Here is a 23,459-nt window from a genome sequence, read left to right as displayed (position 1 = left end):
TCTGCGTATATTTCCTCCGCTAAGTCTGAACTTATTTGTTTTTATAGTTGATAATTAAAGTTATGCCCAACCCAGCCCTCTCTAAACATCTGTCAGGTCCATGAGTTCGCCTGTCACAGCATTGACGCCATAGGCACAATTGATCTTGGCGTACTTGAAATAACGGTTCTTGCCTGAGTCATGTACATACACGGGTCTGACTTCCAGGTGTTCACGTAACGTGTTAAAAGCCTCTGTTTGGGAGACTTCGGGGTGTCTGGTTTCTGTAAATGTTTGGAACATCCCAGCGAATAACCGGTTCTGATCAATGTAATTCAGTGCTGTTAATGTATCTCTGTTAATGATCAGTTTAATCTTCGGATTGAGCACGTTTTGCACAGTCGTTACCGCACTTATTTCGGCAATGATTAAGTTATTATCCAAATAAATGCCAGTAAGCCGCCACTTGCCGCTGTCGTCCGGATAAACAAGCCGCATAAAACGCAGCACTTCTTGTTCACATGCTGCAACTTCAGCCTCAGTTAATGGATAGGCATCCGGATGGGCCTTATTGGCGAGAGCTGTTTCAAGTGTCACTACCGAAGACCTATTGATAGCTTGTGTGGTGAATTCCCCATTCAACGGTGCGCTCCACGTCAAAATCATATCTTCCTCTACATACGAACTTAAATTTTTATTTTCATATGGGACTGTTTGTTTCCCGTCATTTGTTAGATAAAATTCTTCAATGCCGTATACGAATACCCATGCTTCCTTAGCCTGGTCGGGCAGGGTCAGCAGCTTGCAAGCCGCTTGAGCCACAGATTCGTATTGCGGTAATGTCAGGGCAAATGGTTCTGATGCGATCTGATCTTCATTTGGAAATACACCATTTATGTCAAACACAGTCAGTATACCGTCGTCATTGACTTTGATTAGGATATTACCGCCTGGATAAACCGGTGTATGTTCCACCGCAGCCATAAATCGCTGCTTATGTTCTTCGTCTGTGTCATTCTCACGTATAAAATGACGATCATACGTTAGCCCGGTCATCGTTTCAATCCATTTGATCATCGCTTTCTTGTTTTCTAGTTTGGGATATATGCTGGTGTCTGCCGTGTTGACATTCTCTACGAAAGTTATGTTTCGTATTTCTTTTGTAAACAAATTTATCTCTACGGAGGCTGTGCCTGCAGGGTTTAAGTCTTCATCAACAATTACCGCGTCGTTCGGGAACCATTCCATACTTAACAGATAGTATGTTTCGCACCAGGCATTTATTTCCCGGAAAATATTGTGGCGCTTCAACGTGTGATTATTGAGCCCGAGTGTTTTCCGGGTTTGTCCTATCAATTCCTGCAATTGTTCGTTCATGCTCATCACGGCCTTTTTTAGCAATTAAGGGCAGTATAACATAAATTTTAAATAAACTAATATTTCGTTTTTTAGTCTCCTCGCCAAATCCAAGGTTAATATTAATGAATAAATATGACACAAGACTAGCGAGCGGAGGAAAAACACGAAGACTCCTGCGGGAAAGCGACGTGTTTTTCCGCAGCGGACACTATAATCCACGGTAGTTTGTGATATTTCATTAAAAAAGCTGCCCCTGTCAAACTAACAAGTTTAGTTTCAGGGGAGAAAACATTAAATAAAACACAATTTAGAGATGCAAATCACATATGATTTAGCATCTCTTTTTTCTGTGTTGACAGTATTTATAGTGTTTTATACGGGAAATAACTAACAAATTAACATAGTCAATAACAGGCGCACATAAATTATTGTACTTTTGTTATTTTATACTCTGTTTTCAAAATACTTGTGATTCATACTGTTTCTTGGCTTTTAATTTTAAAATAATTAAAATTTATCAAGAAATTTTCGAAGGAAAATCAATAATATACATAATCATTGATATAGTACTTCTATTGTTACTTTGGATTGTTTTAGATATTATAGGAATAAGCGTATCATATGTTGTTCCACCTTTAATAGGGGGGCGTCAATAATTTTGTGTAAATGACCCTATCCCTTTTGAATTTAGTTAGCCAGTGTTTTAGTCGTTTAAACTTGTTCCTCCAGCGATTCAAACATCTGCAGTAATTCAGGCTTTGCTTTTTTGAAGCCTCTGTGGCACCGCATACCGAACTTATGGTTATAATCTAAAAACTGGGTCACCAGGAAACGTTCCAGGGCATCTTCATTTGGAAATTGTTCTTTGCGTTTGACGTAGCGTTTGATTTCCTTGTTAAATCCTTCGATGAGGTTTGTTGTATAGATGCTGGATCGGATGGATGCCGGAAAATCATAAAACGTTAATAAGCGATCCTGTTTCATCACGGCATCGACAGCACGTGGATACGTCTTATGCCATTTGTTTTGAAATTGTTCCAGGGCATTTAAAGCATCCTGGCGGCTTTCAGCCTCATAGACAGCCCTGAAATCATCCAGAATGACGGCACGATCTTTCACACGTACTTTGTTAGCGATGTTGCGGGAAACATGAACGCAGCACACCTGATGTTTAGCCTTGGGATAGACACGATGCAGCGCATCCGTCATGCCGTTCAAGCCGTCCGAAATGAAAAGAAGGACGTGTTCAACACCGCGATCATATAAGCGCTGAACGAGCTCCTCCCACACCTCGGCGGATTCCGTTGGGGCGATGGTGAAGTCGAGCACTTCTTTGCCGCCATCTTCCGCAATGCCAATGGCGATATAGACCGATTCCTTTTCAACGCTTTGACGCCGGATTGGAATTTGCGTGGCATCCAGATAAATGCAGACATAACGCTGTTCCAGCGTTCGCTCATGAAAAGCCTTAACATCTTCTGACACAAGCTGTGTCAGGTTGGATACAGTTTGTTTGGAATAGTGCTGACCATACATTTTTTCGATCAAATCGGCGATTTCATCCGTTGTGATGCCCTTTTCGTACAGGTGGATGATAAACTGTTCCAGTGTGTCGTTGGAACGTTTATAGGGTGCCAGGGTTTGTTGCTGAAAGGCACCGTTGCGATCTCTGGGAATATGCAGCTCAAGGTTGCCGTATTCTGTCTTAAACGTACGGCCATAAAATCCGTTACGGGAATTACCAGAGTTAACGCCAGCCTGCTCATAAGGCTCATAGTCCAGAAAAGCTGTTAATTCGTGTTTTAAAAGCTGATTGATCGCTGTTTCCAAGTGATGGCGAAAAACTTCTTCAATATCCTGTTTTTGGGCTAGTGATTCAAGCAAATCTGTAGTAAGATGGCTCATAGGGAAGACCTCCTGTGGGTGTGTTTTGGCTAACTCTATTCTACAGGAAAGGGTCTTCCTTTTTCTATGACCATTATTGAGTCATTGCGATTTACACAAACTATTTTACGCTCTCTTTAATAGAATGGGCAACCAAATTTATTCTACCTTGGATATTACTATATTGGTTTATAAGACTTATTAAAAGCCTGGAGAAGAGATGAGTTGTATTCTTCCGTTAAAGGGCGCAGTTGCGGCATAAATCATTGCGCCCTTTATGGCATATAAGAGCCAAGATAGCTTGATGAAAGGGGTGGATAATGGGAATTAAAAAAAGAGTGGTACTAGCAATTATTTTCTTGGCAGTTGCATTAACCTTAATTTTTACTTTTTTTAAACCTGGTACAATGCAGTTATTGTTAAATACACTTACTTTAATTTGTACAATCTTAATTATGACTTACAAAAGACAAGATAATTAGCTATACAATTATCGAGCGCTATTCCTGAATAACTGTACAGCCTAATCCATCAAAACGCGTTTATTTTAAAAAATCCGGCAGCAAAATTAAAAGAACCCAAGATGGGCAAGCGAATTCCAAAGTTTCTTTCTGAACATGAAATTGAACATCTTCTAGAATATATGCGCATCTTAGCGGGAAATTAAGGTATGACTTTTACAACAAATATTTTGATAAATCACTTAAGTTTAAAATATATGAGCATTTATGTTATTAAGATAATAATGTATAATAAGTGTACAGCATAATGGAGGTGTGACATATGTCCATTCCCGAGAAAATTATAAAAGAAATTGATATGTTGAGTGAACAAGAAAGGCAAAAGGTACTTGATAAGATTAAGGAAAAATATATGGCTCCCGATGTAATTTTGTTGGGGGAAAACTACTCCTGGTGGGATAACAAGGAGGATGACATATACAATGAGCAATAAAATGAGGCAGGGTGAGGTTTGGTTGGCAGATGTTCGTTTTAAAGGAACACATCAAACCAAACAACGCCCTGTTATTATTGTTGGTAATGAGTTGGCGTTAGATGTAGATGTCATTATTGCACCAGTTACCAGTCAGACGTACTTCTAAAATCACTTCTATACACGGTTCGGAATTGACACGTCATTTAGGTAATTTACATAATCATGACCTTAAAAGCGTTTTAAATATGTGCAAAAGATTATTTTAAGAAGAAACTTATTAGTTCTGCAAACGGGCCATTTACTAATAAACTATATTAAAATTGAAAAAAGAAGGGTGTATGATATGGGTTTGCCCTTAGAAATTTTGCGTATTGTACTGCCAGTTATAATAGTGGGTGGGATTGTATTATTTGTAATGCTAAGGATGAAACATAAGTATGAGAAAGGGACTCTGGGTAAGAAGAAAACAAAAAGTGCCCAAGATTTCTTAGACAGCTTAATACCACTCGGGATTCTGATTGGTTTTGCTGTTGCTGTACTTTTAAGTTTATTTTCTCCAATTTCCTTACTATCTTCAATTGCCTGGGGAACTGGAATAGGTATGTTATTTGGCTATGTTGCTTATGAAATTTATAGCAAAAAGGAAGAGAGTTATTCGTAATATCAATCTTCCAGAATTGGATGTGATTGTTTAATAACACAACAAGTTATTACATTAAAACGCACAGAATTATTTTCTGTGCGTTTTTGTATGCTATTTATACGATTAAAATCTTGCTGGAATATATACTAACCAGTGTACTATTTATGCTGTTATTAGCATTTATCTCCGCCAATACTGACCACGTTACCGTTAAACGGGACAGCTTATAGTTTATTCTTCAAAATGACGTTTGAGGCCGTTCACAATACCTTCGCCGACTTTTTTCTGATGTGCATCTGTTTTGATAGCCTTCGTATCAGAGGGACTGGTCAAGAAGCCTAATTCGATCAGCACGGCCAGGTCTTGATTGTCATCTAAAACATGATAGCCATTTTGTTTAATGCCGCGGCTGTCCAGATCCATTGTCTGTTTTAAAGCTGATTGCATGTCAGCAGCTAATGCCTTATCAGCACCATCTGTATCATAATGGGTGCTGAAACCGTGAACATTCTCAACCGGATAAGCGTTATAGTGCAGGCTGATAAACGCATCTGTGTTGTGTTTATTGCTGATGCGTACGCGTTTTTCAAGGGAGACATAACTATCGTCTGAACGGGTCAGAATAACGTTTGCTCCTGCGTCGCGCAATTTTTTTGCAGCATAGTCCGCTGTTGTCATTGTGAGGTCTTTCTCCAGTGTCCCGTCAATACCGGCTGCACCTGGGTCTGCTCCGCCATGACCTGGATCAAGGACAACCGTATAATCCTCGAGTGCTCCCGCTAATGGCTGCTTGATGCTGTGATACTCGCCGATTTTAGATTTCCCGCTTGCGAATGCAGCGATAGCATCGTCTGCCGTGTTCTGTTCCAGAGAACTCAGGTAATGTGTCGAGACCCAGCCGGCTTCACCTTCATAATAGGTTTGGGCCCATCCATCTTGTTTCTGAAAGACGGTCACTTTATCATTCTTTTTAAGCACGCCGATAATATCAGCGTTGGCTGATGGTGCGGACCGAATATTTAATGCCTCAGCATCGGCCACTTTGTAGGTATTACCATCATCCGCTTGCACGATCGATAGGAACGTGATACATAACAGCAGCAAACTGGCTGCTGTTATGGCTAAACGAAGCTTCCCCATGAAATAACCCTCTCCTTAATTTCTGATTTGTGCATCGTGTTAGCCGATTATTAGTGTTATCACCAGCATGTCCAATCAGCAGTCTTTTAAAACATGATTCAAAAAGTTTAGAAAAATGGAGGGGAGGGTTTTAATGTGTCGTTTCTTCAAATGTAATCGCGTGCACTTTTTCTGTATCACTGTCAAACACGATAGTGATGAAAACGCCGAATTCTCTATCGTCTTCCTGGAGCCATAATTTAAATTTTTCCGTTATCTCGTTGCCCTGTTCTTCACGTCCTCTGTGCAAGTAATCGATAATGTCAGCATCTGGATAACGGGAACTTGTTTTCTCCATAGCGAGCTGTCCCCATTTGGCATAAGACGGGTTATCCTGCTGCAGCTGTTGGGTGATGGTCCCGTCTGCTTCGATTCCTGGGCTGATTGTCAAAAGTACCAGAACACTCATAAGCATAATGGCAAAGCGCGGCACATGCGTCAGCTCCTTTGTGATTAGCTTGGCATGCCGGCCTGTCCCGTATGCAGACAAAATGCAGCTGTTAAGACCGCCCAGCTAACGTTTTTATGAGACCAAAATCGGGTATACTATAATATTGTTATAAGTTTTAAAGGGTTGATGAAAGTAGCCATTGTCGGATAAGCTGGGAATGGATCTCTGCTGTTAGATAGTCGTTTTTTGAAAGGCGGTGTTAAGAATGCAAAAAGCATTGATAACGTTTGTGGTACTGGCAATTATCCTAATTGTTTTCTTTGTTGTCCTCGAATATGCCGGGGGTGGTTCGGCTGCTTCGGCAAACTTTGGTGACGTCAAGGCCATGGCAGAAACGACAGCTGATTTTCTGAAACCGGCTGCCTGAAACATCAATAGCATAGGTACATGTGAACAGTAATAATAAAAGTTTAGGCAAGACATTCTGGCAGCAGAGCGTCAAGCCATGATACGTATACTTAACGCATTAAAAATAAAAGGGAGTGCCCGTTAAAGGCGCTCCCTTTTAGTGATGCTTAAGCCCGAATCCATTTCCAGATCTCGCCCAGTGACGCATTTTTCCCGTACATGAGAATGCCGGTTTTGAATATCTTCCCAGCCAGTTTCGTAAAAAGCCAGATGCTTACGACGAGAATGGCAAGGGCGATGATGATTTCTGTCCATGGCCAGTCTTCCAGGACAATCAGCCGCATTAAGAGCACACCAGGTGTGGTGATGGGCACGTAGGTACCAATCTGGGCAACCAGGCCGTTTGGATCACTGAAGATCGGTGCCGCAAGTATAAACGGCAGGAGCGGCAGCATCATAATGATACCCTGGAAATTACTCGCTGATGACGTATCCGCAAGCGTCGCTCCCAGGCCAATAAACAAAGCAGCAAACAGGAAATAGCCAAGAATGGCAATGGCGATCATCAGCAGCAACTCCGGTGTGAGCAAGTAATCCATAATCGGCAGATCCAGTTTCCATATAGCCATCGGCAGTACAAACAGGAGGAAAACACCAGCCTGGACCATACCGAGGACAAAGTAGCCGATGATTTTACCCTGCATTAATTCACTTGGTGTCACAGATGATAAAATGATCTCGGCGATTTTATCTTTCTTCTCACTGGAGGCACTCTGGAAAATATACATCCCCGATATAATAATCGATAACAGTATAATAGCTGCAAAAGCTCCAGGAATGACGCGTTCAAACGGGTCCTCGCCAAGGAACGGGCTTTCGGACGCCTCGCCACTGGACTCGGCCAGTTCGTCTGCGGTTGTCTCCTTAAATTGCATATTCATCGACACAGCGGCAAGTTCGTTATCGGACAAATCGAGCTGCTGCAACTGGCGCGTTTTAAGCGGATTCGCTAACACTTGTACTTGCTCCATAAACGATGAATCGACAGCGTCACCAGTGTAAACGGGAATGACGCCGTCTTCTAAAGCGCGGTCATCCAGGAACAGATAAGCGGTATTAGCCTGGTCGTCCAGTTCACCCTCCACATCGCTTTCACTCACATCGGTTGTGGCCATGTCCCAGTTTACGTCCGCATTATCAACCGCTGCTTCCAGTCCATTATAGGCGTCCAGCTCATCATGGACCAAAACCTGTGTTGTCTCGTCGTCAGAATCACCGATCAGACTGCCTAAAAATCCGAAACCCAAAACTAAAAGAGGCGTCAGAAACAAACCGAATAAGAATGTTTTATTTTTAAGATTGCGTTTAATTTCCCATTTGGCCACTTTAAAAGCGTTACGCATGGACAGCACCCTCCTTTTCTGGAGATACCCTGCCTGCTGCTATATCCAGGAAAATTTCGTGCAGGGATATGCGGTCGAGTGATAATTCCAGAAGATTTAACTGCTCTGGCAGCTGCTTCAGCCAGTTCACCGGCTGAACATCCTGCATTAGATAGAGAACGGACGTGTCACCGTTCTGATCGACTCGTTCAACTTGCGGGAGGCTTTCCAGCTGCTCGCGGTCATTTTTCCCGTGCAGCGTGCATTTGAAATTGGCATAGCGCTTCTTAACGTCATCGATATCCCCATAAATAATGCGCTCACCCTGATGCATCATGAATAAACGGTCGCACATTTCCTCGACCAGGTTCATCTGATGGGAGGACAAAAGGATGGCTGTGCCATTCTCTGCCAGATTGCGGATTTCTTCTTTAAACAGTTCCTGGCTGACTGGGTCCAGTCCGGAAAATGGCTCATCCAGAATCAGCAGCTCCGGCTCATGGATGATTGCAGAGATGAACTGCACTTTTTGCGCCATTCCTTTTGACAGCTCTTCAATCGAACTGTTCTCCTGTCCTTCAAGGTCAAACATTTTCAAATACTGATGCGCGCGCTCCCGTGCCTTCTGCAGCGGATAATCCTTCAAATCCGCCAAATAGAGCAAAATATCCATAACCTTGACATTCTGGTACAAACCGCGTTCTTCCGGCAGATAGCCTATGCGATGCCGCGGGATAGTCTCATGGCCGGAAAACGAAATGGTGCCACTGTCTGGATACATAATACCCATAATATTGCGGATTGTTGTTGATTTCCCCGCACCATTCGGACCCAAGATGGCCATAATTTCGCCTTTGCGCACGTCAAAGGAGACATCACTGATGGCCTGTTTGTCTTTAAAAGCTTTACCTAAATGGTCGACGGTCAGCTTTGTTTCCATTGAATCACCTCGATTAGTTGTAAAAATTTCCACGGCAAATCTTCTAATAGTTTATCACACTATCCTAATACTCGAAAGTTTTAATTTGTTTATAATTTCTGTTAATTATGGTTATAAAAACTGACACTGTCCTAATATCTGAATAAGATGGTGTGGGTTATATGGCATCTGGAAAAAACAGAGAAAAAGTGTAAAATGGGGGACGTCAGAAGTTATGCTGTGATCCGGAACCACAGCCTGATGCTGGATCCACGCTGCAAAATCTGTATAAGAGAAGGTGATTTTAATGGGATGGCTGCTGGCTATTGTCGTTGTCGCCATATACATATTAGCCGTTTATTTACTGGATAGGATGCCAAATGTCAGCCTGATACTGGCCATTATTATACCATTTGGGCTCTTTTGGGCACTCGGACGGTTTGGCGGCGAAGTGATCTTTACAATTTTTGCCTCGATTGTATTGATCGTGATGAATGTGCTGAGCCGCAGCAGGCTCGATGACTAGTGGCTGACAGGGGTGCCTGGCAATGGACAGGCACCTTTTCTGTCTAAAAATAGTCTTGAGTCTTTTCCTCTGTAAGTTAAAGGGTATGGTCTTTGGAGTTGGTGACTTTCGTTTTGTCCCAGCCGGGTTATTTATCCTCAAATGCTAGTTTTGTGCCGTCCTGGAAGGTTATTTCCATTTCAAATTCCTTATAATCTGAATCCAGGCTGAATGCTTTTAATGTTTCGTCAATGGCATCCTGTTTGGATGTATCGCGATCAATGGTCAGCTTTTTGACATTCGGATAAATCTTGTCAAAAGCCTCCTGCCCCATGGTATCAACGTTATCGTTCACTTCATCTTCAAGGTCTGATTCAATCATATTCTTATTTTTATCCTGCTCAATCTCCGCTGCGTATTCGTTATTGTTACCATAGTCGGCTTCCATTTCAAATTCGGCGTAGTCTAGTTTACCCATTTTGTCTATCATATTCTGGTCGGAATTGGTTTGATTATTATCAGTGGTGTTATTGGCATTGTCCGATGTATTATCGTTCGTGTTATTCATATCGCCATCGTTTGTATCACTGTCATCTGTATCGTCGTCACCGTTATCCGCCATCTCTTCCTGATCGCTATTGTCTTGACTGTTATCATCTGCGTTATTATCGTCTGCATTATTCCCGCCGCATGCTGTCAGGAACAAAGCCAGTAAAAGTACTGAAAATAACTGTGTGAGGCGCTTTGTCATATCGATTCATCTCCTTCAATTGGTTTTATTTCCCTTTTCAGTATGACTTAATCATCTCTCTCTTATTCTAAAATAGTTTAATTTGATAAGGCTGTCCCGACTATCGTTTGCCGTTCGATTGTAACAGTGAGAGGAGGTGGACTATGGCTATAGCTGAGAGAGTCGATTCGCGTCTGAAACTGACACTGGACGACGGGGACGATATGATGACAGGCAAAACGATTTATAAGACAAAAAGTTTTAACAACGTAAAGCCGGAAGCTACAGCAGATCAGTTGTATACGATTGCAACAGCTGTTGCAGGTCTCCAGGAACGCTTGCTTTATATCATTGAGCGGCAGGACGGCTCCGAAATCAGTGACACTGTTTAGAGAAAAGGGGATGAACAAAAAAGGTCTAAAACGTCTGAGTCATCACGCTTAAAAGGAGGTCATGTCCGTGGAAGCCTGGATATCGTTTGTGACTGAAGTTGGCTTTCCGATCGTTGTCACATTTTATTTGCTGCATCGAATCGAAGGCAAACTGAACGATCTGATCGCATCCATTCACACACTGCCAGACAAAATGAGTTAACCGACATGTGAAGCTCCGGCAAACGCCGGGGTTTTTATAATTGACTCTCGCTGAATTAGCTTTTCCAGTAAATGAGGGACGAGCTTGTTTTGGGGCTTTTTTTATATCGTGCGTAGTCTTTCATTTAAAAATGATGTTCAGTGATATACAATAATGGATAAAGAGATGGCAGAAGGTAGGGTAAATGCGCTTTGGCTATACATGAAAATGATATCAAACGTAATTTTTCAGCTGATGTTTATCAGCGCGGCTTACAATATTATAATCAAGACCGTGTCTACAACCTTGTATATGATCGGAATTTCCAAATGTGGTCTGCCTTTGTGGAGGGCTCGGAAGACTACTATGTTGAAGTCAGCACGTCTGATCTTGCAGAGGGCAGGTTTGATATTCAATGCAGTTGTCCCGCCTTTGCCAAGTTCGGTCCGTGTAAACATATTGCAGCGGTATTACTGGCTATCAACGCAAGCGGGTTTGACAGTCCGGTTAAAATGGCAAAAGATTATCAGACGACCAATCGGCTGATGAATGCCATAGCCTCATTAACGAGCTATCAGCCGGCTTCTGAGATAACACTGCAGAAAGTGCCGCTGAAAGTCGAGTATTATTGCCGGTGGAATTTTGAAGATAACTTGCTGCTGGAACTGAAAGTCGGAGAAGGCCGTCCACTTGTTGTTAAAAAGATTGAGGATTTTCTGGAGGATGTTTTCAGCGGCCGTGACCATTATTTTACGAAAACGTTCACCTATAATCCGGACAATCATTACTTTGATGAGCAGGACTGGTCTATTTTTGAGCGGCTGTATGCCATTTTAAACAATGAGAAGATCTATTATGACCGGAGTATTTACCGGTTTATGAACACCTCTGATCGCTCAGTCGTCATACCGCCGCTAGCTGCAGAACAGCTGCTGTCAAAGCTGGCTGAGCGTGATTTCACAGTTAAAGCACCAGAGGCGTCATATCAGAATATCGAGGTTATTGAAAATGACCTGCCATTTTCGTTTGATCTTGCTAAAACAGACAGCGGTGAATTGTCGCTGCAAATGGAAGGCATTCAGGATGTGACGTATCTGCAGCCGTATGAAATGCTGTTCGTTGCGGGGACGTTTTACTTTCCGGCAAAAGATCAGCTGCCAATTGTTGATCAGATCGCAACAGCTGCTCAGCAAGGCAGTGAGCTTCCCGTTGCCAAAGAACAGGCGGATGATTTTATCTCACAGGTCGTGCCGTCACTCGAAAAAATTGGTGATGTGCACATGGCGGACAATATAGCTGAGGATATTGTCCAGCTGCCGCTTGAGGCCAAAATGTATTTGAAATTACAGGATAGCTGGATGATCGGTGAGCTAACCTACCACTATGGTGACTATGAGATCAGCCCGTTCACCGGCCGTGAGCAGGATGATGTGATCGTTATCCGTGATGTGGAAAAGGAACAGCAGATCATGCAGCTGATTGAGCACGCCAATTTTCATTACAATGGCAAAGAACTCTATATTTCGGTTGATGAAGATACGCTGTATGACTTTCTGTTTAATGTGCTGCCGGTGCTCGATAAGTATCTCGACTTGTACATGACGGACGAGATTCGCTCGCTTATCATGGATAGTCAGCCGTCACCGCAGACGAATGTCCAGCTGGAATCATCATCGAATTTGCTTGATATTGGTTTCAGTATCGAGGGGATTAATGATGAGGAAGTGACACAGGTTTTGAATGCCGTTATGGAGAAAAAACGCTATTACCGGCTTCAGGACGGGTCATTTCTTTCTCTTGAGGGGGAAGAATTCACCTCGATGAAGCAGCTGTTCGATGACCTGAACATTGCACAAGAGGATCTTCAGGACGGCAATGTGCAAATGCCAGTCTACCGGGGGACGCAGGTTGATGAACTGATCGACACACCGACGCATTACGATAAAGCATTCAAAGAGCTTCTGCAGCAATTGCGTTCACCGGAAACACAGACGTACCCGCTCCCAGAGGGTCTGAATGCCGATCTAAGGGATTATCAGAAGACTGGCTATCAGTGGTTTAAATCACTCAGTCACTATTATCTTGGCGGCATTCTTGCGGACGATATGGGTCTTGGCAAGACGCTGCAGAGCATCGCTTATATTCTGTCCGAACCCGGTGACAGCCCACACTTAGTAGTCGCACCGTCATCGGTTCTGTACAACTGGAAAAGGGAATTTGATAAGTTTGCTCCTGAGCTGGAAGCAGCCATTCTAACCGGTACACCCACTGAACGGAAGAAGAAAATTGAGACGTACGGTAATCAGGATGTCTGGATCACTTCGTATGCGACATTGCGCCAGGATATTGAGTCTTACCGGGAAATGACATTCCAGACGCTTTTTCTTGATGAAGCGCAGTATATAAAAAACTATGCTACAAAAACATCCAAAGCGATACGCCAGCTGCGAGCGACCAGACGATTTGCTTTGAGCGGGACACCAATTGAAAATTCCATTGATGAACTGTGGGCTATCTTTCAAGTCATTTTACCAGGCTTGATGCCGAACCAGCAGACGTTTAAACAGTTGTCGCATGACAAAATTGCCTCGATGACCCGGCCGTTTATTATGCGCCGTGTGAAGCAGGATGTTTTAACTGAACTGCCGGATAAAATCGAAACGGTTCATGTCTCCGAATTGACGAAAGAACAGAAGGAGTTGTATGTCGGCTATTGGCGCCAACTGCAGCAGGAAGCAGCGCAATCGATGCAGGAGAGCGGTTTTCAGCAAAACCGAATGAAAATATTAGCCGGGCTGACACGCCTGCGTCAGATTTGCTGTCACCCGTCCATGTTTGTGGAAAATTATGAGGGCGGTTCCGGCAAGCTGAATCAGCTGATGGAGACGGTTAACCATGCGGTGGCTAATGGCAAACGCCTGTTGATTTTCTCGCAGTTTACAAGCATGCATGAAATTATTATTGAGAAACTTAAGGAAGCAGGCATTGACTACTTTTATCTGCATGGTCAAACGGGTTCAGAAGAACGGGTTGAAATGAGTGAACGGTTCAATGGCGGCGAGAAAAGCGTCTTTCTCGTGTCCCTGAAAGCAGGCGGCACTGGCTTAAATCTGACGGGTGCCGACACGGTTATTCTGTATGATCTGTGGTGGAATCCGGCGGTTGAGGACCAGGCGACAGGAAGGGCTCACCGTTTCGGCCAGAAAAACGTTGTCCAGGTGATCCGTCTCGTGACAGAAGGGACGATTGAGGAAAAAATTTATGAACTGCAGCAGAAAAAGCGTGAACTGATTGATCAGGTTATCCAGCCGGGTGAAGCGATGCTGTCCAGCTTAAGTGAGGACGATGTCCGCGAACTGCTGAACATTTAGTGAGACTTAGTTTTTAACAAATTTGTGACGATGTTTTATAAGGGTGCCAATCGCAAAACGGTTAGCACCTTTATTTTTATATAACCATAAGCTTCTTCTTAATCAAGAAAATGGCACATTTAACCTGTATACAATCGCTGGAATAGGTGCTATATTTTAACAAGAGATGGTATAATAAACCAGACAGATCATAAGAAGGGCAATGCTTGGCATAAGTAGCGTCCATAAGGCGGAATACTGGACTGTGCGGGATGTCCTCTTTGATTAGACTATACTTTTTATGGCATATGGGGGAAGTATCATTGAAGAAGCTGTTAGCCTGGTTGTCGCCTTTGCTCCTTGCTATGCTGATCGTCGGATGTTCAGATCAATCAGCCGCAGGTGCAACGAAGGACGATGACCAATCATCCGGGAAAAAACAGGCAGACAACGCCAAGACAATCGAGTATAAGATAACACCAAAGTCGAAGTCGATTTTAACACCGTATCAGGCGATTGAGCCGCCGGAAGATGCGAAGCCTTTTAAAGAAAGGTATTCAGAAAAAGTGAGAAAGAAAATGCCGCATGCCGAGGCACATGGCGGCGATCCAGACCGGACGGTTCCGCTTGGTCAAACGCTGCTCAAAGGCAAAGAAGATAAAACGAATGGTCCTTTAAAGGATCATCGCTTGGTTGCTTACTATGGGACGCCCAATTCTGAACATATGGGTGTATTAGGTGAGATGCCTCCTGAAGAAATGATGGAGGAGCTGAAGGAAAAAACAAGAGCCTATTCGAAGGCGGATCCCTCACACCCGGCGGTTCCAATGATTGAACTTATCTCGACAGTGGCGCAGCGGAAACCGGGCGAGAGTGGTGATTACATAACAGATACCCCTGATGAGGATATCGAACGCTACGCGAAGCTGGCTAAAGAACATGGTGCCCTGCTGCTTCTGGATGTCCAGCTCGGGCGCGCTCCGGTGATGAAAGAGGTCAAAAAACTGAAACCGTACTTAAAATTACCTTACGTTCATTTAGCGATTGATACAGAATACAGTGTGGACGAAGGTGAGATTCCAGGAGAAGATCTTGGTCAGGTTGACGGTTCCGAAATTCAAAAAGCGGTTGAATACGTCAATGACCTCGTTGAAGAAAATCATTTGCCAGACAAGATGGTCCTTGTTCATCAGTTTGGCAATGGCGTTGTGCAAAATAAAGATAAAATTAATCCAACTGAGCACGTGGAAGTTCCGCTGAATTATGACGGTTTCGGTGACCCGGCTATCAAAATGTCAGCCTACGGGAAACTGGTCAGAAAGCAGGGCATGCAATACGGGGGATTTAAGCTTTTCTACCAAAATGATGACCCGCTGCTGAAACCGAAACAAGTGCTTAAACTGGACCCAGCTCCTGCTGTGATTAATTATCAGTAAGAATGAGGGTGTGCTTTTGCAGTGAGCACACCCTCGTTTATTGATAATATATTTTGAATTTTACAACATGTGTTAAGATTAAATGACTGGCATGCGTGTATTGATAACGTGTAAAATCGCGATAATCTTAAGGACCGTCGCGCGCAAGCTGGGAATAAATGTTTGTGAAGGTGCTGGTGACATGTCGTTTTTAGTGTTTATACATATTACGGCGGCTATTATTTTTGTCGGCAATATTATCACCGCTGCCTTTTGGAAGGTAAAAGCGGCGTTTTCCAAAGATGAAACGCACATTCATTTAACGGCTAAAAATATCATGACTGCTGATCATGTGTTCACATTGCCTGGCATTATCGTCTTGCTTATTTCTGGATTTATATTAGCAGCTGATAGCTCTTATACGCTGCATGCCATCAATTGGCTATCGGTATCCCTGGCTCTGTTTGCCCTGACTGGGGTGATATGGGCAGCCATATTGCTGCCGCTGCAGCGAAAGATGATCCACTATAGCGGTGAACCATTCAATCAAGCGTCCTACCAAAAAGCCTCGAGGATCTGGGATGTTGTCGGGAGTCTGTCCACTATTATCCCTTTGATCATCCTCTATTTAATGATTGCCAAGCCATTTTAGCGTGTTGACTCTCCTGTGCTAACGTTAGGCGTCAGTCTCGTATGTTAATCTGCAGGCTCATTTACCGGCACCTTGTATCAATCAGCTGCGGCCGCCAAGAGTGATTTTGGTGGTGAAATCGTACCTGAAAATGGCAGTATCCGTGGAACTAAAAATCTGACTTATCAACTAATTCCAATGCTTGACATAAATTGTGAAAACGTTTTAAATAATATGTAATTAAGTATCAATACAAAGGGGGATTTTTTCCGTGAAAAAATTGAAGATTGCAGGTTTTCTGTTGATTATTATGCTGTTGGCGCTTGCAGGCTGTGGAAGTGCACAGGATGATGATGCTGATGCAGACAGCGGTAATGATAATGGCGGCGATAAAGATTCGGCCGAAGAAGTGCGTGTGACACTCGGAACCGGGGGGACGAGTGGTACATACTATCCGCTGGGGGTAGCCATGACGGAACAGATCTTTTCCGATGTGGACGGTGTGTCACAGTCCAGGGCAGTTTCTACCGGCGCATCGGTAACCAACGCCCAGGAATTGTCTGAAGGAAAATATGATGCTGTTCTAATTCAGAATGATATAGCCTATTACGCTGTGAATGGTGGAACGCTTGATGACTTTAATGACGAAACGGTAGATAATATGGCTGGCATGACATCGCTTTATCCAGAAGATATTCAAGTAGTGACAACGGCTGACAGTGATATTAAGTCACTCGATGACCTGAATGGCAAAAACGTAGCTGTCGGTGATCAGGGAAGCGGCGCTGAAGCGAATGCCAACCAGATTCTCGAGGCTGCGGGTATCACGTATGATGATATCACGCCGCAGTATATGGGCTTCGGTGATGCTTCGCAAGGATTGCAGAATGGGACCATTGATGCTGCCTTTATTACGGCAGGTGCCCCGACAAGCGCGATTCAGGAATTGGGTGCGAACCAGGACGTTAACGTGCTGTCCCTTTCTGATGAAGTGATTGATAATCTGATTTCAAAATACTCGTATTATACGGAGCGGACGATTTCCGGTGACACATATGCGGACTACGGTCAGGAAGAAGATATTAATACGGTAGCGGTCATGGCCATTATGGTCGTGGACAGTGAACTGCCGGAGGACACTGTTTATAATATGACAAAAGCTCTGTTTGAAAACCGTGATGAACTTGAAGCAGCCCATGATCGCGGAACGGATATTACATTAGATGGAGCACGGAATGGCATGTCCATTGATCTCCATCCCGGTGCGGAAAAGTACTATGATGAGGAAGGCATTTCCGCGGACTAATGTATGAGTCAGCACGAAAACGGCACAGCCTGCGTGGACGCAGGCTTGCCGGGCTGCTTTTTGGTATTTTTCTGCTTATCGGCGGTTTTGTTCTGCTGTCTTCTGTACATGTCATGCTAGGGGAGGCAGACAACGGGGATGTCTTATTGGCTCAACGTGTCAACACAGATACACAGTGGTCATCCCGCTACATTCATTCCGTTGAGAAATGTCCAATTATCGAGAAATATGAAATAGATGACCAGTACAAGATGGTGCTTATGGAAAGCTGGAACTGCAGCTTCGGGGCCGGTATTGCAACACAGTCACCGCCTGGAGCTACAGACAGGCTGGAGGATGGCTATTATGTGATTGATGACATTGATAAGCCGTTCGATGATGTTCTTTTTCACCCCGTCAGTATTGCGGAACAGGAACTGACGATCGATGGCGAGACGTGGCAGATATCGCGTCAGCCCTTTGAGGGCAGGACATTTTCACTTAAAATTGAAAAAGAAACAAGAATGACCTATTTATGGCAACGCTTATTCGCAGCAGGACAGGAAGGGGAGTCTTATGGCTAATCCAAACTTAGATCAAGCCGCCAATCAGGACGACACGGATAACGATCTGGATGAGCTTCAAGGCAGTGATCGGACGCTGTTTGGCTGGATGGCAGCCATTGTGCTGGTGGTAGCCGTCGTTTTTTCGTTGTTTCAGTTATATACAGCTGGTATAAAGATGCTGCCGCATATGCAGCAGAATGCTATGCATCTGGCGTTTGCTTTAGCTCTTATATTTTTAATCTACCCGCATAAGAAGAATCTTGGCCAAAGAAAAATTCCCTGGTACGATCTGGTTCTAGCCATCCTTGGGATCTCAACCGGCGTTTATATCATGATGGTTTCCGATCAACTGGTCGGCAAGGTCGGCGATCCGAATATGCTGGATACCACCATGTCTTTTATAGCTTTGCTGCTCGTTTTGGAGGCTACACGACGTGTCGTCGGCAAGCCCCTTGTCATTTTAGCAACCGTCTTCATGCTTTATGCATGGCTCGGAGATACATACTTGCCGGATTTTCTCGGTGCACGGGCGGTCTTGCCTGATGCGCTGAACCATTTTGGCTTTTCATTACGTGAAATTGCTGAGTTTATGTTTTTATCTAATGAAGGGATTTTCGGAACACCGCTGACGGTTTCAGCGCAGTATGTTTTTATTTTTATTTTATTTGGGGCTTTTTTAGAAGTAACCGGAGCAGGGAAAATGTTTATCGATCTGGCTATGTCGGCTGTTGGGTCATTAAAAGGTGGGCCAGCTAAGGCATCTGTCATATCATCCGGTTTAATGGGGTCCATTTCCGGCAGCTCAGTGGCTAATGCAGTCACAACTGGTACATTTACTATTCCACTTATGAAGCAGACCGGATTCAGACCTAAAGTCGCTGGTGGCATTGAGGTGGCTGCGTCCTCCAGTGGACAGCTGCTGCCGCCTGTTATGGGAGCCGCTGCTTTCATCATGGCGGATTTCACTGGTGTTCCGTATCTGGACATTGTTAAATCGGCTGCCATTCCAGCATTGCTCAGTTATACGGCGATTTTGTTCATGGTCCATCTGGAGGCAAGCAAACATAACCTTGTGGGCATTCCCAGAAAAGAATTGACATCACCATTGACTATTTTTGCCGGTCGCGGTTATTTACTGTTGCCGATTGCTGCTATTATTACCTTGCTGATTTTACGTTTGACACCGATTCTTGCGTCATTTATGGCGATTGTCGGGACGATTACGATTGCTTTATTTTCCTATCGTTTGCAAAAAAGTTTTGGTTCCGGCTTTCTTGTTGCCTTGCTGTTCACGGGTATAGCGTATGCCGCGCATCTATTGTTCGGCCTGAACGAGTATATTACGTATGTATCGATTGGCAGTCTGGTGTTTGCGCTGATCTGGTATGTTCTAGGTAAAAAGGCAGGTGCCGGCGAGGCACGTATAAAATTTGGCTGGAAAGAATTTTTCACGGCTTTGGAGCTTGGGGCGAAAAATGCCTTGAGTGTGGTAATTGCCTGTGCAACTGCCGGCATCTTAACTGGTGTCGTGACGATGACCGGATTGGGGCCAATCTTTTCCGGTCTGATTCTTGATTTAGCTAATAATCAGGTGTTTCTTGTTCTTCTGTTCACCATGGTAGCCTGTATTGTCATGGGGCTCGGCCTTCCGACAACGGCTACGTATATTGTGCTTGCTGCCGTGATGGCACCGGCGCTGGTTCAGCTGGACATTCCTGTATTGGCAGCACATCTCTTCGTCTTTTACTTTGGTATTCTGGCTGACGATACGCCGCCAATTAATTTGCCGGCCTATGCGACATCAGGCATTGCCAAGTCAGATCCGTTGAAAACTGGTGTGCAGGGATTTAAATTTGATATGGGGGCACTTTTGCTGCCATTTGCCTTTGTGCTGAATCCGATACTGATTTTACAGGATGATACCGCAACATGGCTGCAAATCCTGCTAAGCATTACAACAGCCTTTATCGGTATTCTTGCGTGGTCAACCTTTATTCAGAGCTATCTGTTTACAAAATTCGGCTGGCTGGAACGTATTTTGGCGGTGGCAGCGGCCGTTGTTCTGCTCAACAACAGTCTCTGGACAGATTTAGCCGGAGTAGGCTTATTCGCGGTTATTGTCGTTTATCAGTGGTGGAAGAAGAATCGTCACGATAATGATTCGCGAATGGAGACGGCGGAAAACAGTGTTCAATAATGAATAGGGGCTATTATGCAGATTATTTCTGTAGAATAGCCTCTTCATGTTTAATGAAAAGGAGGTAGTAACATGCAGAACTTTCTAGACATGTGTGAAATCGATAAACCTGTTGTTCAAGCCGGGATGGCTGGCGGAATCACAACCCCGGAAATGGTTGCAGCGGTGGCTGAGACAGGAGCGCTGGGCACGATTGGTGCAGGCTATATGAACGGCCCTGATTTAAAAAACATAATTCATTCAACGAAAGAACTTACGAACAAGCCATTTGCCGTCAATGTATTTGCGGTTAATTTGGAGGCCTGGTCTGATGATGCCGGCGCAATGCAGACATTTTTGGAGACGTATCGGAAAACGCTGGGTATTGCGCCTGGCGAACGATCTGTTAAAATACAGGACTATTTGGCGGAAAAAATAGATGTGATCATTGAGGAAGCGATTCCGATTGTCACAACAGCTTTTGGTGTATTGCCGCCGGAGATGATTGCCCGGCTAAAAAGGCATGATGTGGTGCTGATCGGGATGGCGACGACACTCGGTGAAGCCTCTGAACTGGAAGAAGCGGGCTATGATGCCATTGTTGCACAAGGTGTTGAAGCAGGTGGTCACCGGGGAACATTTGATGTAAATACGTATTCATTTGGCAGTCAAATCAGCTTGCATGTCCTGCTGCAGGAATTGCTTAATACCGTGAATGTGCCGGTTATTGCTGCAGGAGGCATTTATCATAAGAGCCAGGTTGAGGCTCTGTTAACGATGGGGGCTTCCGCTGTGCAAATTGGCACACGGTTTTTAATGGCCGCAGAGGCTGGAACCAACACCGCCTATCGCCAGGCACTGATTCGGGCGGATACGCATGATACAGTGATCACGAAAGTCTTTTCCGGGAGGCCTGCACGTGCGATTCGCAACCAGTTTGTCGATGAAGTGGAGGCAAGCGGTATAGCACCATTGCCATTCCCTATCCAAAACCAGCTGACCAAACCGATTCGTTCTGTCGGTAAAACAAAAGGAATCCCGGATATGCAGTCGTTATGGGCCGGCCAGGGTGTTGGAGCGATCAGACAAGAAGAGCGCGCGGCAGAGATCGTCCAGTCACTTGTATAGGACGTTTATGCACCTTAATAAAACTGGAATAAAAGAACGGGTCATAGTGACCGCTTAACCAACGTGTGTGGGTAAACCACTCCGGAAATAGATATCTTCTCCGCGGGCGGCTGGTGAGCCTCATCAAGCTGGCACGCTCTGGGGTCTCACCTATCCCTTGCTCCCGCTGGTCCGTTTTTTCCCTCCTTATATCGATTATCTCGAATAGGCTCCCGTTCATGTTGATATCAAGTCTGATCGAATGTTCATATGATCACTCTTTTTATCCCAGCCTCTTTTTACCTATTAGTATTAGACCTTATAATGGTCCTTCACATGATCGCGCAGCTGCCGCTTCATAAATTTGCCGACGGATGTCTTCGGAATTTCATCAAAGAACAGGACGTCATCCGGCAATGACCATTTGGCAAATTTCGGTCGAATAAATTGGAGCAGCTCATCCTTGCTGACGGTTTCGTTTAAATCCTCTTGCAGGACGACACAAGCAATCGGACGTTCCTGCCATTCCGCATCAGGCATTCCAACAACGCTTGCCTCAGCCACCTTATCATGCGCCATGATAGCGTTTTCAAGTTCGACTGAAGAAATCCATTCGCCACCGCTCTTAATCAAATCCTTCGTGCGGTCAACTATTTGAATGTTGCCTTCTTCATCGACTGTTATGACATCACCGGTGTGAAACCAGCCATCGTGAAAAGCTTCCTCTGTTCTGTCATCCTTATAATATTCACTGGCAATCCACGGGCCGCGCAGCAACAGTTCACCCATATCCTCACCATTCCAGGCTGCCTCACCGTTACTGCCGATCACTTTCATTTCAATTCCTGGTACCAGAGCTCCCTGTTTAGCACGTTCGTTAATTTTATCCTCCTCACTCAAGTTTTGCTGATAGCTTTTCAGCCGGGAATACGTAACAAGCGGAGTTGTTTCAGTTGCGCCATACGCATGGGCAAATGGAACACCCAGTTTCTGTTCAAATGCCTGAATCAGTCCTTTTGGAGCTGCAGCGCCACCGCAGAGAACACCGCGTAAGCTTGATGTATCATAGCTTCCCTGTTCCAGTTCACGCAGAAGTCCGATCCAGATGGTCGGTACACCTGCCGTAACGGTCACACGGTAACGTTCAATAAAGTCAGCAAGCCGTTTTGCGGTGAAATGCGGACCCGGCATGACGAGCGTTGATCCGAACCAGGTGCCGGCAAATGGCATCCCCCAGGCGTTGACATGGAATTGCGGCACGACGGGCATTAACACGTCCGACTCCGATACAGCAGCCGTGTTGGCAAGTCCCAGTGCCATGGTGTGCAGTACAATGCCGCGATGAGAGTACATAACACCCTTAGGTTTGCCAGTTGTTGCAGATGTGTAGCACATGCCGGCTGGATCATTTTCATCCATATCTGTTACAAAAGCCTGCTGTGGATCGCCGATCTCAAGTAATTTTTCATAAGAATAAAAAGGGGTGAGACTGGATTCGGGCAACGTATCTTTATCGGTCATGACAACAAATGCTTTGACGGTTTTGAGCTGATCCTGGATCGATTCAATCAAAGGAAGTACATCTTCATCAATAAATAAAATTTGATCTTCTGCATGGTTAATAATGTAGGCGATGTGCTCTGGCGATAAGCGAATATTAATCGTATGGAGCACAGCATTCATTCCTGGCGCAGCAAAATAGATTTCCAAATGTCGGTGGTGATTCCAGGCAAGTGTCCCGACACGGTCCCCCTTTTCGATGCCAAGCTGATTCAGGGCACTCATCAGGCGACGCGTTCTTTCGCCAACATCAGCATAAGTCAGTCGATGCAGCTGATCATGTGTCTGTGATATGACTTCTTTTTTAGCAAAAAATTTTTCCGCGTGTTCAAGCATTGAGCCAACGGTGAGTGGTGTTTGCATCATGATACTCATCTCCTTTAAGTGTGGTATGACGTTATCATCATAATACCATATTATTTTAATTATGCAAAAATTGAACATATTGTATTTAGCAGATAGAGACTGTCCATGCTATAAT

At 44.4% G+C, this 23,459-nt stretch carries 22 protein-coding genes and 1 pseudogene; 15 read left to right on the top strand and 8 right to left on the bottom strand.

Translation table 11 applies throughout. The annotated features are described in order from the left end of the window. Window positions 1–81: 81 nt before the first annotated feature. On the bottom strand, window positions 82–1,356 hold the full coding sequence (locus ACZ444_RS13960) for a hypothetical protein (protein ID WP_464433445.1): 1,275 nt from the start codon (window positions 1,354–1,356) through the stop codon (window positions 82–84). A gap of 693 nt (window positions 1,357–2,049) precedes the next feature. Then, on the bottom strand, window positions 2,050–3,243 hold the full coding sequence (locus ACZ444_RS13955; protein ID WP_464433219.1) for an IS256 family transposase: 1,194 nt from the start codon (window positions 3,241–3,243) through the stop codon (window positions 2,050–2,052). Between the two features lie 517 nt (window positions 3,244–3,760). Here ACZ444_RS13955 and ACZ444_RS13950 point away from each other — a divergent pair. From ACZ444_RS13950 to ACZ444_RS13935, 4 genes and pseudogenes are all read left to right on the top strand, one after another. Then, window positions 3,761–3,862: pseudogene (locus ACZ444_RS13950) on the top strand (integrase); the annotation flags it as partial. A 143-nt stretch (window positions 3,863–4,005) separates the two neighbouring features. Beyond that, window positions 4,006–4,176, top strand: coding sequence for a hypothetical protein (locus ACZ444_RS13945; protein WP_382360565.1), 171 nt, complete (start codon window positions 4,006–4,008; stop codon window positions 4,174–4,176). Then, entirely contained in the window at window positions 4,166–4,324 is a 159-nt protein-coding gene (locus ACZ444_RS13940; protein ID WP_382360562.1) for a type II toxin-antitoxin system PemK/MazF family toxin, read from the top strand. The genes ACZ444_RS13945 and ACZ444_RS13940 overlap by 11 nt, the downstream gene beginning before the upstream one ends. Window positions 4,325–4,501: 177 nt before the next feature. Continuing rightward, window positions 4,502–4,819 (top strand): hypothetical protein, encoded by a 318-nt coding sequence (locus ACZ444_RS13935; RefSeq protein WP_382360583.1) that lies wholly within the window; start codon window positions 4,502–4,504, stop codon window positions 4,817–4,819. Between the two features lie 213 nt (window positions 4,820–5,032). Here ACZ444_RS13935 and ACZ444_RS13930 read toward each other — a convergent pair whose 3' ends face one another. Together ACZ444_RS13930 and ACZ444_RS13925 are read right to left on the bottom strand one after the other, a co-directional pair. Next, window positions 5,033–5,941: an N-acetylmuramoyl-L-alanine amidase gene (locus ACZ444_RS13930; protein ID WP_382360559.1), complete on the bottom strand. Its 909-nt coding sequence runs from the start codon at window positions 5,939–5,941 to the stop codon at window positions 5,033–5,035. A 130-nt stretch (window positions 5,942–6,071) separates the two neighbouring features. After that, window positions 6,072–6,470 carry a DUF3889 domain-containing protein gene (locus tag ACZ444_RS13925; RefSeq protein ID WP_464433443.1) on the bottom strand — a complete coding sequence of 133 codons (399 nt, stop codon included), beginning with the start codon at window positions 6,468–6,470 and terminating at the stop codon, window positions 6,072–6,074. A 166-nt stretch (window positions 6,471–6,636) separates the two neighbouring features. Between ACZ444_RS13925 and ACZ444_RS13920 the strand changes: the two genes are divergently transcribed. Continuing rightward, the gene (locus tag ACZ444_RS13920; protein ID WP_382360553.1) at window positions 6,637–6,798 is read left to right on the top strand and encodes a hypothetical protein; all 162 of its coding nucleotides are present in this window, start codon (window positions 6,637–6,639) and stop codon (window positions 6,796–6,798) included. Between the two features lie 148 nt (window positions 6,799–6,946). On the opposite strand, the gene ACZ444_RS13915 is transcribed toward ACZ444_RS13920, so the two are convergent. After that, window positions 6,947–8,182 carry an ABC transporter permease gene (locus ACZ444_RS13915; RefSeq protein ID WP_382360550.1) on the bottom strand — a complete coding sequence of 412 codons (1,236 nt, stop codon included), beginning with the start codon at window positions 8,180–8,182 and terminating at the stop codon, window positions 6,947–6,949. Further along, on the bottom strand, window positions 8,175–9,101 hold the full coding sequence (locus tag ACZ444_RS13910) for an ABC transporter ATP-binding protein (RefSeq protein ID WP_382360547.1): 927 nt from the start codon (window positions 9,099–9,101) through the stop codon (window positions 8,175–8,177). The genes ACZ444_RS13915 and ACZ444_RS13910 overlap by 8 nt, the downstream gene beginning before the upstream one ends. A 286-nt stretch (window positions 9,102–9,387) precedes the next feature. Here ACZ444_RS13910 and ACZ444_RS13905 point away from each other — a divergent pair, with 286 nt between their 5' ends. Continuing rightward, window positions 9,388–9,606, top strand: a complete 219-nt coding sequence (locus ACZ444_RS13905; RefSeq protein WP_382360545.1) for a hypothetical protein — start codon at window positions 9,388–9,390, stop codon at window positions 9,604–9,606. 127 nt (window positions 9,607–9,733) lie between these two features. Here ACZ444_RS13905 and ACZ444_RS13900 read toward each other — a convergent pair whose 3' ends face one another. Then, window positions 9,734–10,336 (bottom strand): YusW family protein, encoded by a 603-nt coding sequence (locus ACZ444_RS13900; protein WP_382360542.1) that lies wholly within the window; start codon window positions 10,334–10,336, stop codon window positions 9,734–9,736. A 143-nt stretch (window positions 10,337–10,479) separates the two neighbouring features. On the opposite strand from ACZ444_RS13900, the gene ACZ444_RS13895 reads away from it, so the two are divergent. The 9 genes from ACZ444_RS13895 to ACZ444_RS13855 all read left to right on the top strand — a co-directional run bounded on the left by ACZ444_RS13895 (window position 10,480) and on the right by ACZ444_RS13855 (window position 21,439). After that, window positions 10,480–10,707, top strand: coding sequence for a DUF1659 domain-containing protein (locus ACZ444_RS13895; protein ID WP_382360539.1), 228 nt, complete (start codon window positions 10,480–10,482; stop codon window positions 10,705–10,707). Window positions 10,708–10,774: 67 nt separating this feature from the next. Then, the gene (locus ACZ444_RS13890; RefSeq protein ID WP_382360536.1) at window positions 10,775–10,909 is read left to right on the top strand and encodes a YvrJ family protein; all 135 of its coding nucleotides are present in this window, start codon (window positions 10,775–10,777) and stop codon (window positions 10,907–10,909) included. Window positions 10,910–11,100: 191 nt separating this feature from the next. After that, window positions 11,101–14,259 (top strand): DEAD/DEAH box helicase, encoded by a 3,159-nt coding sequence (locus tag ACZ444_RS13885; RefSeq protein ID WP_382360533.1) that lies wholly within the window; start codon window positions 11,101–11,103, stop codon window positions 14,257–14,259. A gap of 302 nt (window positions 14,260–14,561) precedes the next feature. After that, on the top strand, window positions 14,562–15,674 hold the full coding sequence (locus ACZ444_RS13880) for a hypothetical protein (RefSeq protein ID WP_382360530.1): 1,113 nt from the start codon (window positions 14,562–14,564) through the stop codon (window positions 15,672–15,674). A 181-nt stretch (window positions 15,675–15,855) separates the two neighbouring features. Further along, window positions 15,856–16,305, top strand: coding sequence for a DUF2269 family protein (locus tag ACZ444_RS13875; protein ID WP_382360527.1), 450 nt, complete (start codon window positions 15,856–15,858; stop codon window positions 16,303–16,305). Between the two features lie 250 nt (window positions 16,306–16,555). Beyond that, window positions 16,556–17,590 carry a TAXI family TRAP transporter solute-binding subunit gene (locus ACZ444_RS13870; RefSeq protein ID WP_382360524.1) on the top strand — a complete coding sequence of 345 codons (1,035 nt, stop codon included), beginning with the start codon at window positions 16,556–16,558 and terminating at the stop codon, window positions 17,588–17,590. Further along, window positions 17,590–18,153 (top strand): DUF1850 domain-containing protein, encoded by a 564-nt coding sequence (locus ACZ444_RS13865; RefSeq protein WP_382360521.1) that lies wholly within the window; start codon window positions 17,590–17,592, stop codon window positions 18,151–18,153. Before ACZ444_RS13870 ends, ACZ444_RS13865 begins: the two co-directional genes overlap by 1 nt. Continuing rightward, the gene (locus tag ACZ444_RS13860) at window positions 18,146–20,332 is read left to right on the top strand and encodes a TRAP transporter permease (protein ID WP_382360518.1); all 2,187 of its coding nucleotides are present in this window, start codon (window positions 18,146–18,148) and stop codon (window positions 20,330–20,332) included. The genes ACZ444_RS13865 and ACZ444_RS13860 overlap by 8 nt, the downstream gene beginning before the upstream one ends. Before the next feature lie 72 nt (window positions 20,333–20,404). After that, complete coding sequence (locus ACZ444_RS13855; RefSeq protein ID WP_382360515.1) at window positions 20,405–21,439, top strand: NAD(P)H-dependent flavin oxidoreductase; 1,035 nt, start codon at window positions 20,405–20,407, stop codon at window positions 21,437–21,439. Window positions 21,440–21,730: 291 nt separating this feature from the next. On the opposite strand, the gene ACZ444_RS13850 is transcribed toward ACZ444_RS13855, so the two are convergent. Next, a complete protein-coding gene (locus tag ACZ444_RS13850; RefSeq protein WP_382360512.1) occupies window positions 21,731–23,344 on the bottom strand; it encodes a long-chain fatty acid--CoA ligase in 1,614 nt (537 codons plus the stop codon). Window positions 23,345–23,459: the final 115 nt, after the last annotated feature.

This window comes from Lentibacillus kimchii (genome assembly GCF_055381965.1).
The sequence above is the reverse complement of the archived record's forward strand: the minus strand, read 5'-3'. Positions and strand labels throughout refer to the sequence as shown.

Coding starts and splice junctions, on each gene's coding strand:
- ACZ444_RS13910 (WP_382360547.1), bottom strand. CDS start 9,101: ATGGAAACAAAGCTGACCGTCGACCATTTAGGTAAAGCTTTTAAAGAC.
- ACZ444_RS13850 (WP_382360512.1), bottom strand. CDS start 23,344: ATGATGCAAACACCACTCACCGTTGGCTCAATGCTTGAACACGCGGAA.
- ACZ444_RS13860 (WP_382360518.1), top strand. CDS start 18,146: ATGGCTAATCCAAACTTAGATCAAGCCGCCAATCAGGACGACACGGAT.
- ACZ444_RS13945 (WP_382360565.1), top strand. CDS start 4,006: ATGTCCATTCCCGAGAAAATTATAAAAGAAATTGATATGTTGAGTGAA.
- ACZ444_RS13875 (WP_382360527.1), top strand. CDS start 15,856: ATGTCGTTTTTAGTGTTTATACATATTACGGCGGCTATTATTTTTGTC.
- ACZ444_RS13960 (WP_464433445.1), bottom strand. CDS start 1,356: ATGAACGAACAATTGCAGGAATTGATAGGACAAACCCGGAAAACACTC.
- ACZ444_RS13955 (WP_464433219.1), bottom strand. CDS start 3,243: ATGAGCCATCTTACTACAGATTTGCTTGAATCACTAGCCCAAAAACAG.
- ACZ444_RS13905 (WP_382360545.1), top strand. CDS start 9,388: ATGGGATGGCTGCTGGCTATTGTCGTTGTCGCCATATACATATTAGCC.
- ACZ444_RS13930 (WP_382360559.1), bottom strand. CDS start 5,941: ATGGGGAAGCTTCGTTTAGCCATAACAGCAGCCAGTTTGCTGCTGTTA.
- ACZ444_RS13935 (WP_382360583.1), top strand. CDS start 4,502: ATGGGTTTGCCCTTAGAAATTTTGCGTATTGTACTGCCAGTTATAATA.
- ACZ444_RS13865 (WP_382360521.1), top strand. CDS start 17,590: ATGTATGAGTCAGCACGAAAACGGCACAGCCTGCGTGGACGCAGGCTT.
- ACZ444_RS13915 (WP_382360550.1), bottom strand. CDS start 8,182: ATGCGTAACGCTTTTAAAGTGGCCAAATGGGAAATTAAACGCAATCTT.
- ACZ444_RS13900 (WP_382360542.1), bottom strand. CDS start 10,336: ATGACAAAGCGCCTCACACAGTTATTTTCAGTACTTTTACTGGCTTTG.
- ACZ444_RS13895 (WP_382360539.1), top strand. CDS start 10,480: ATGGCTATAGCTGAGAGAGTCGATTCGCGTCTGAAACTGACACTGGAC.
- ACZ444_RS13940 (WP_382360562.1), top strand. CDS start 4,166: ATGAGCAATAAAATGAGGCAGGGTGAGGTTTGGTTGGCAGATGTTCGT.
- ACZ444_RS13920 (WP_382360553.1), top strand. CDS start 6,637: ATGCAAAAAGCATTGATAACGTTTGTGGTACTGGCAATTATCCTAATT.
- ACZ444_RS13855 (WP_382360515.1), top strand. CDS start 20,405: ATGCAGAACTTTCTAGACATGTGTGAAATCGATAAACCTGTTGTTCAA.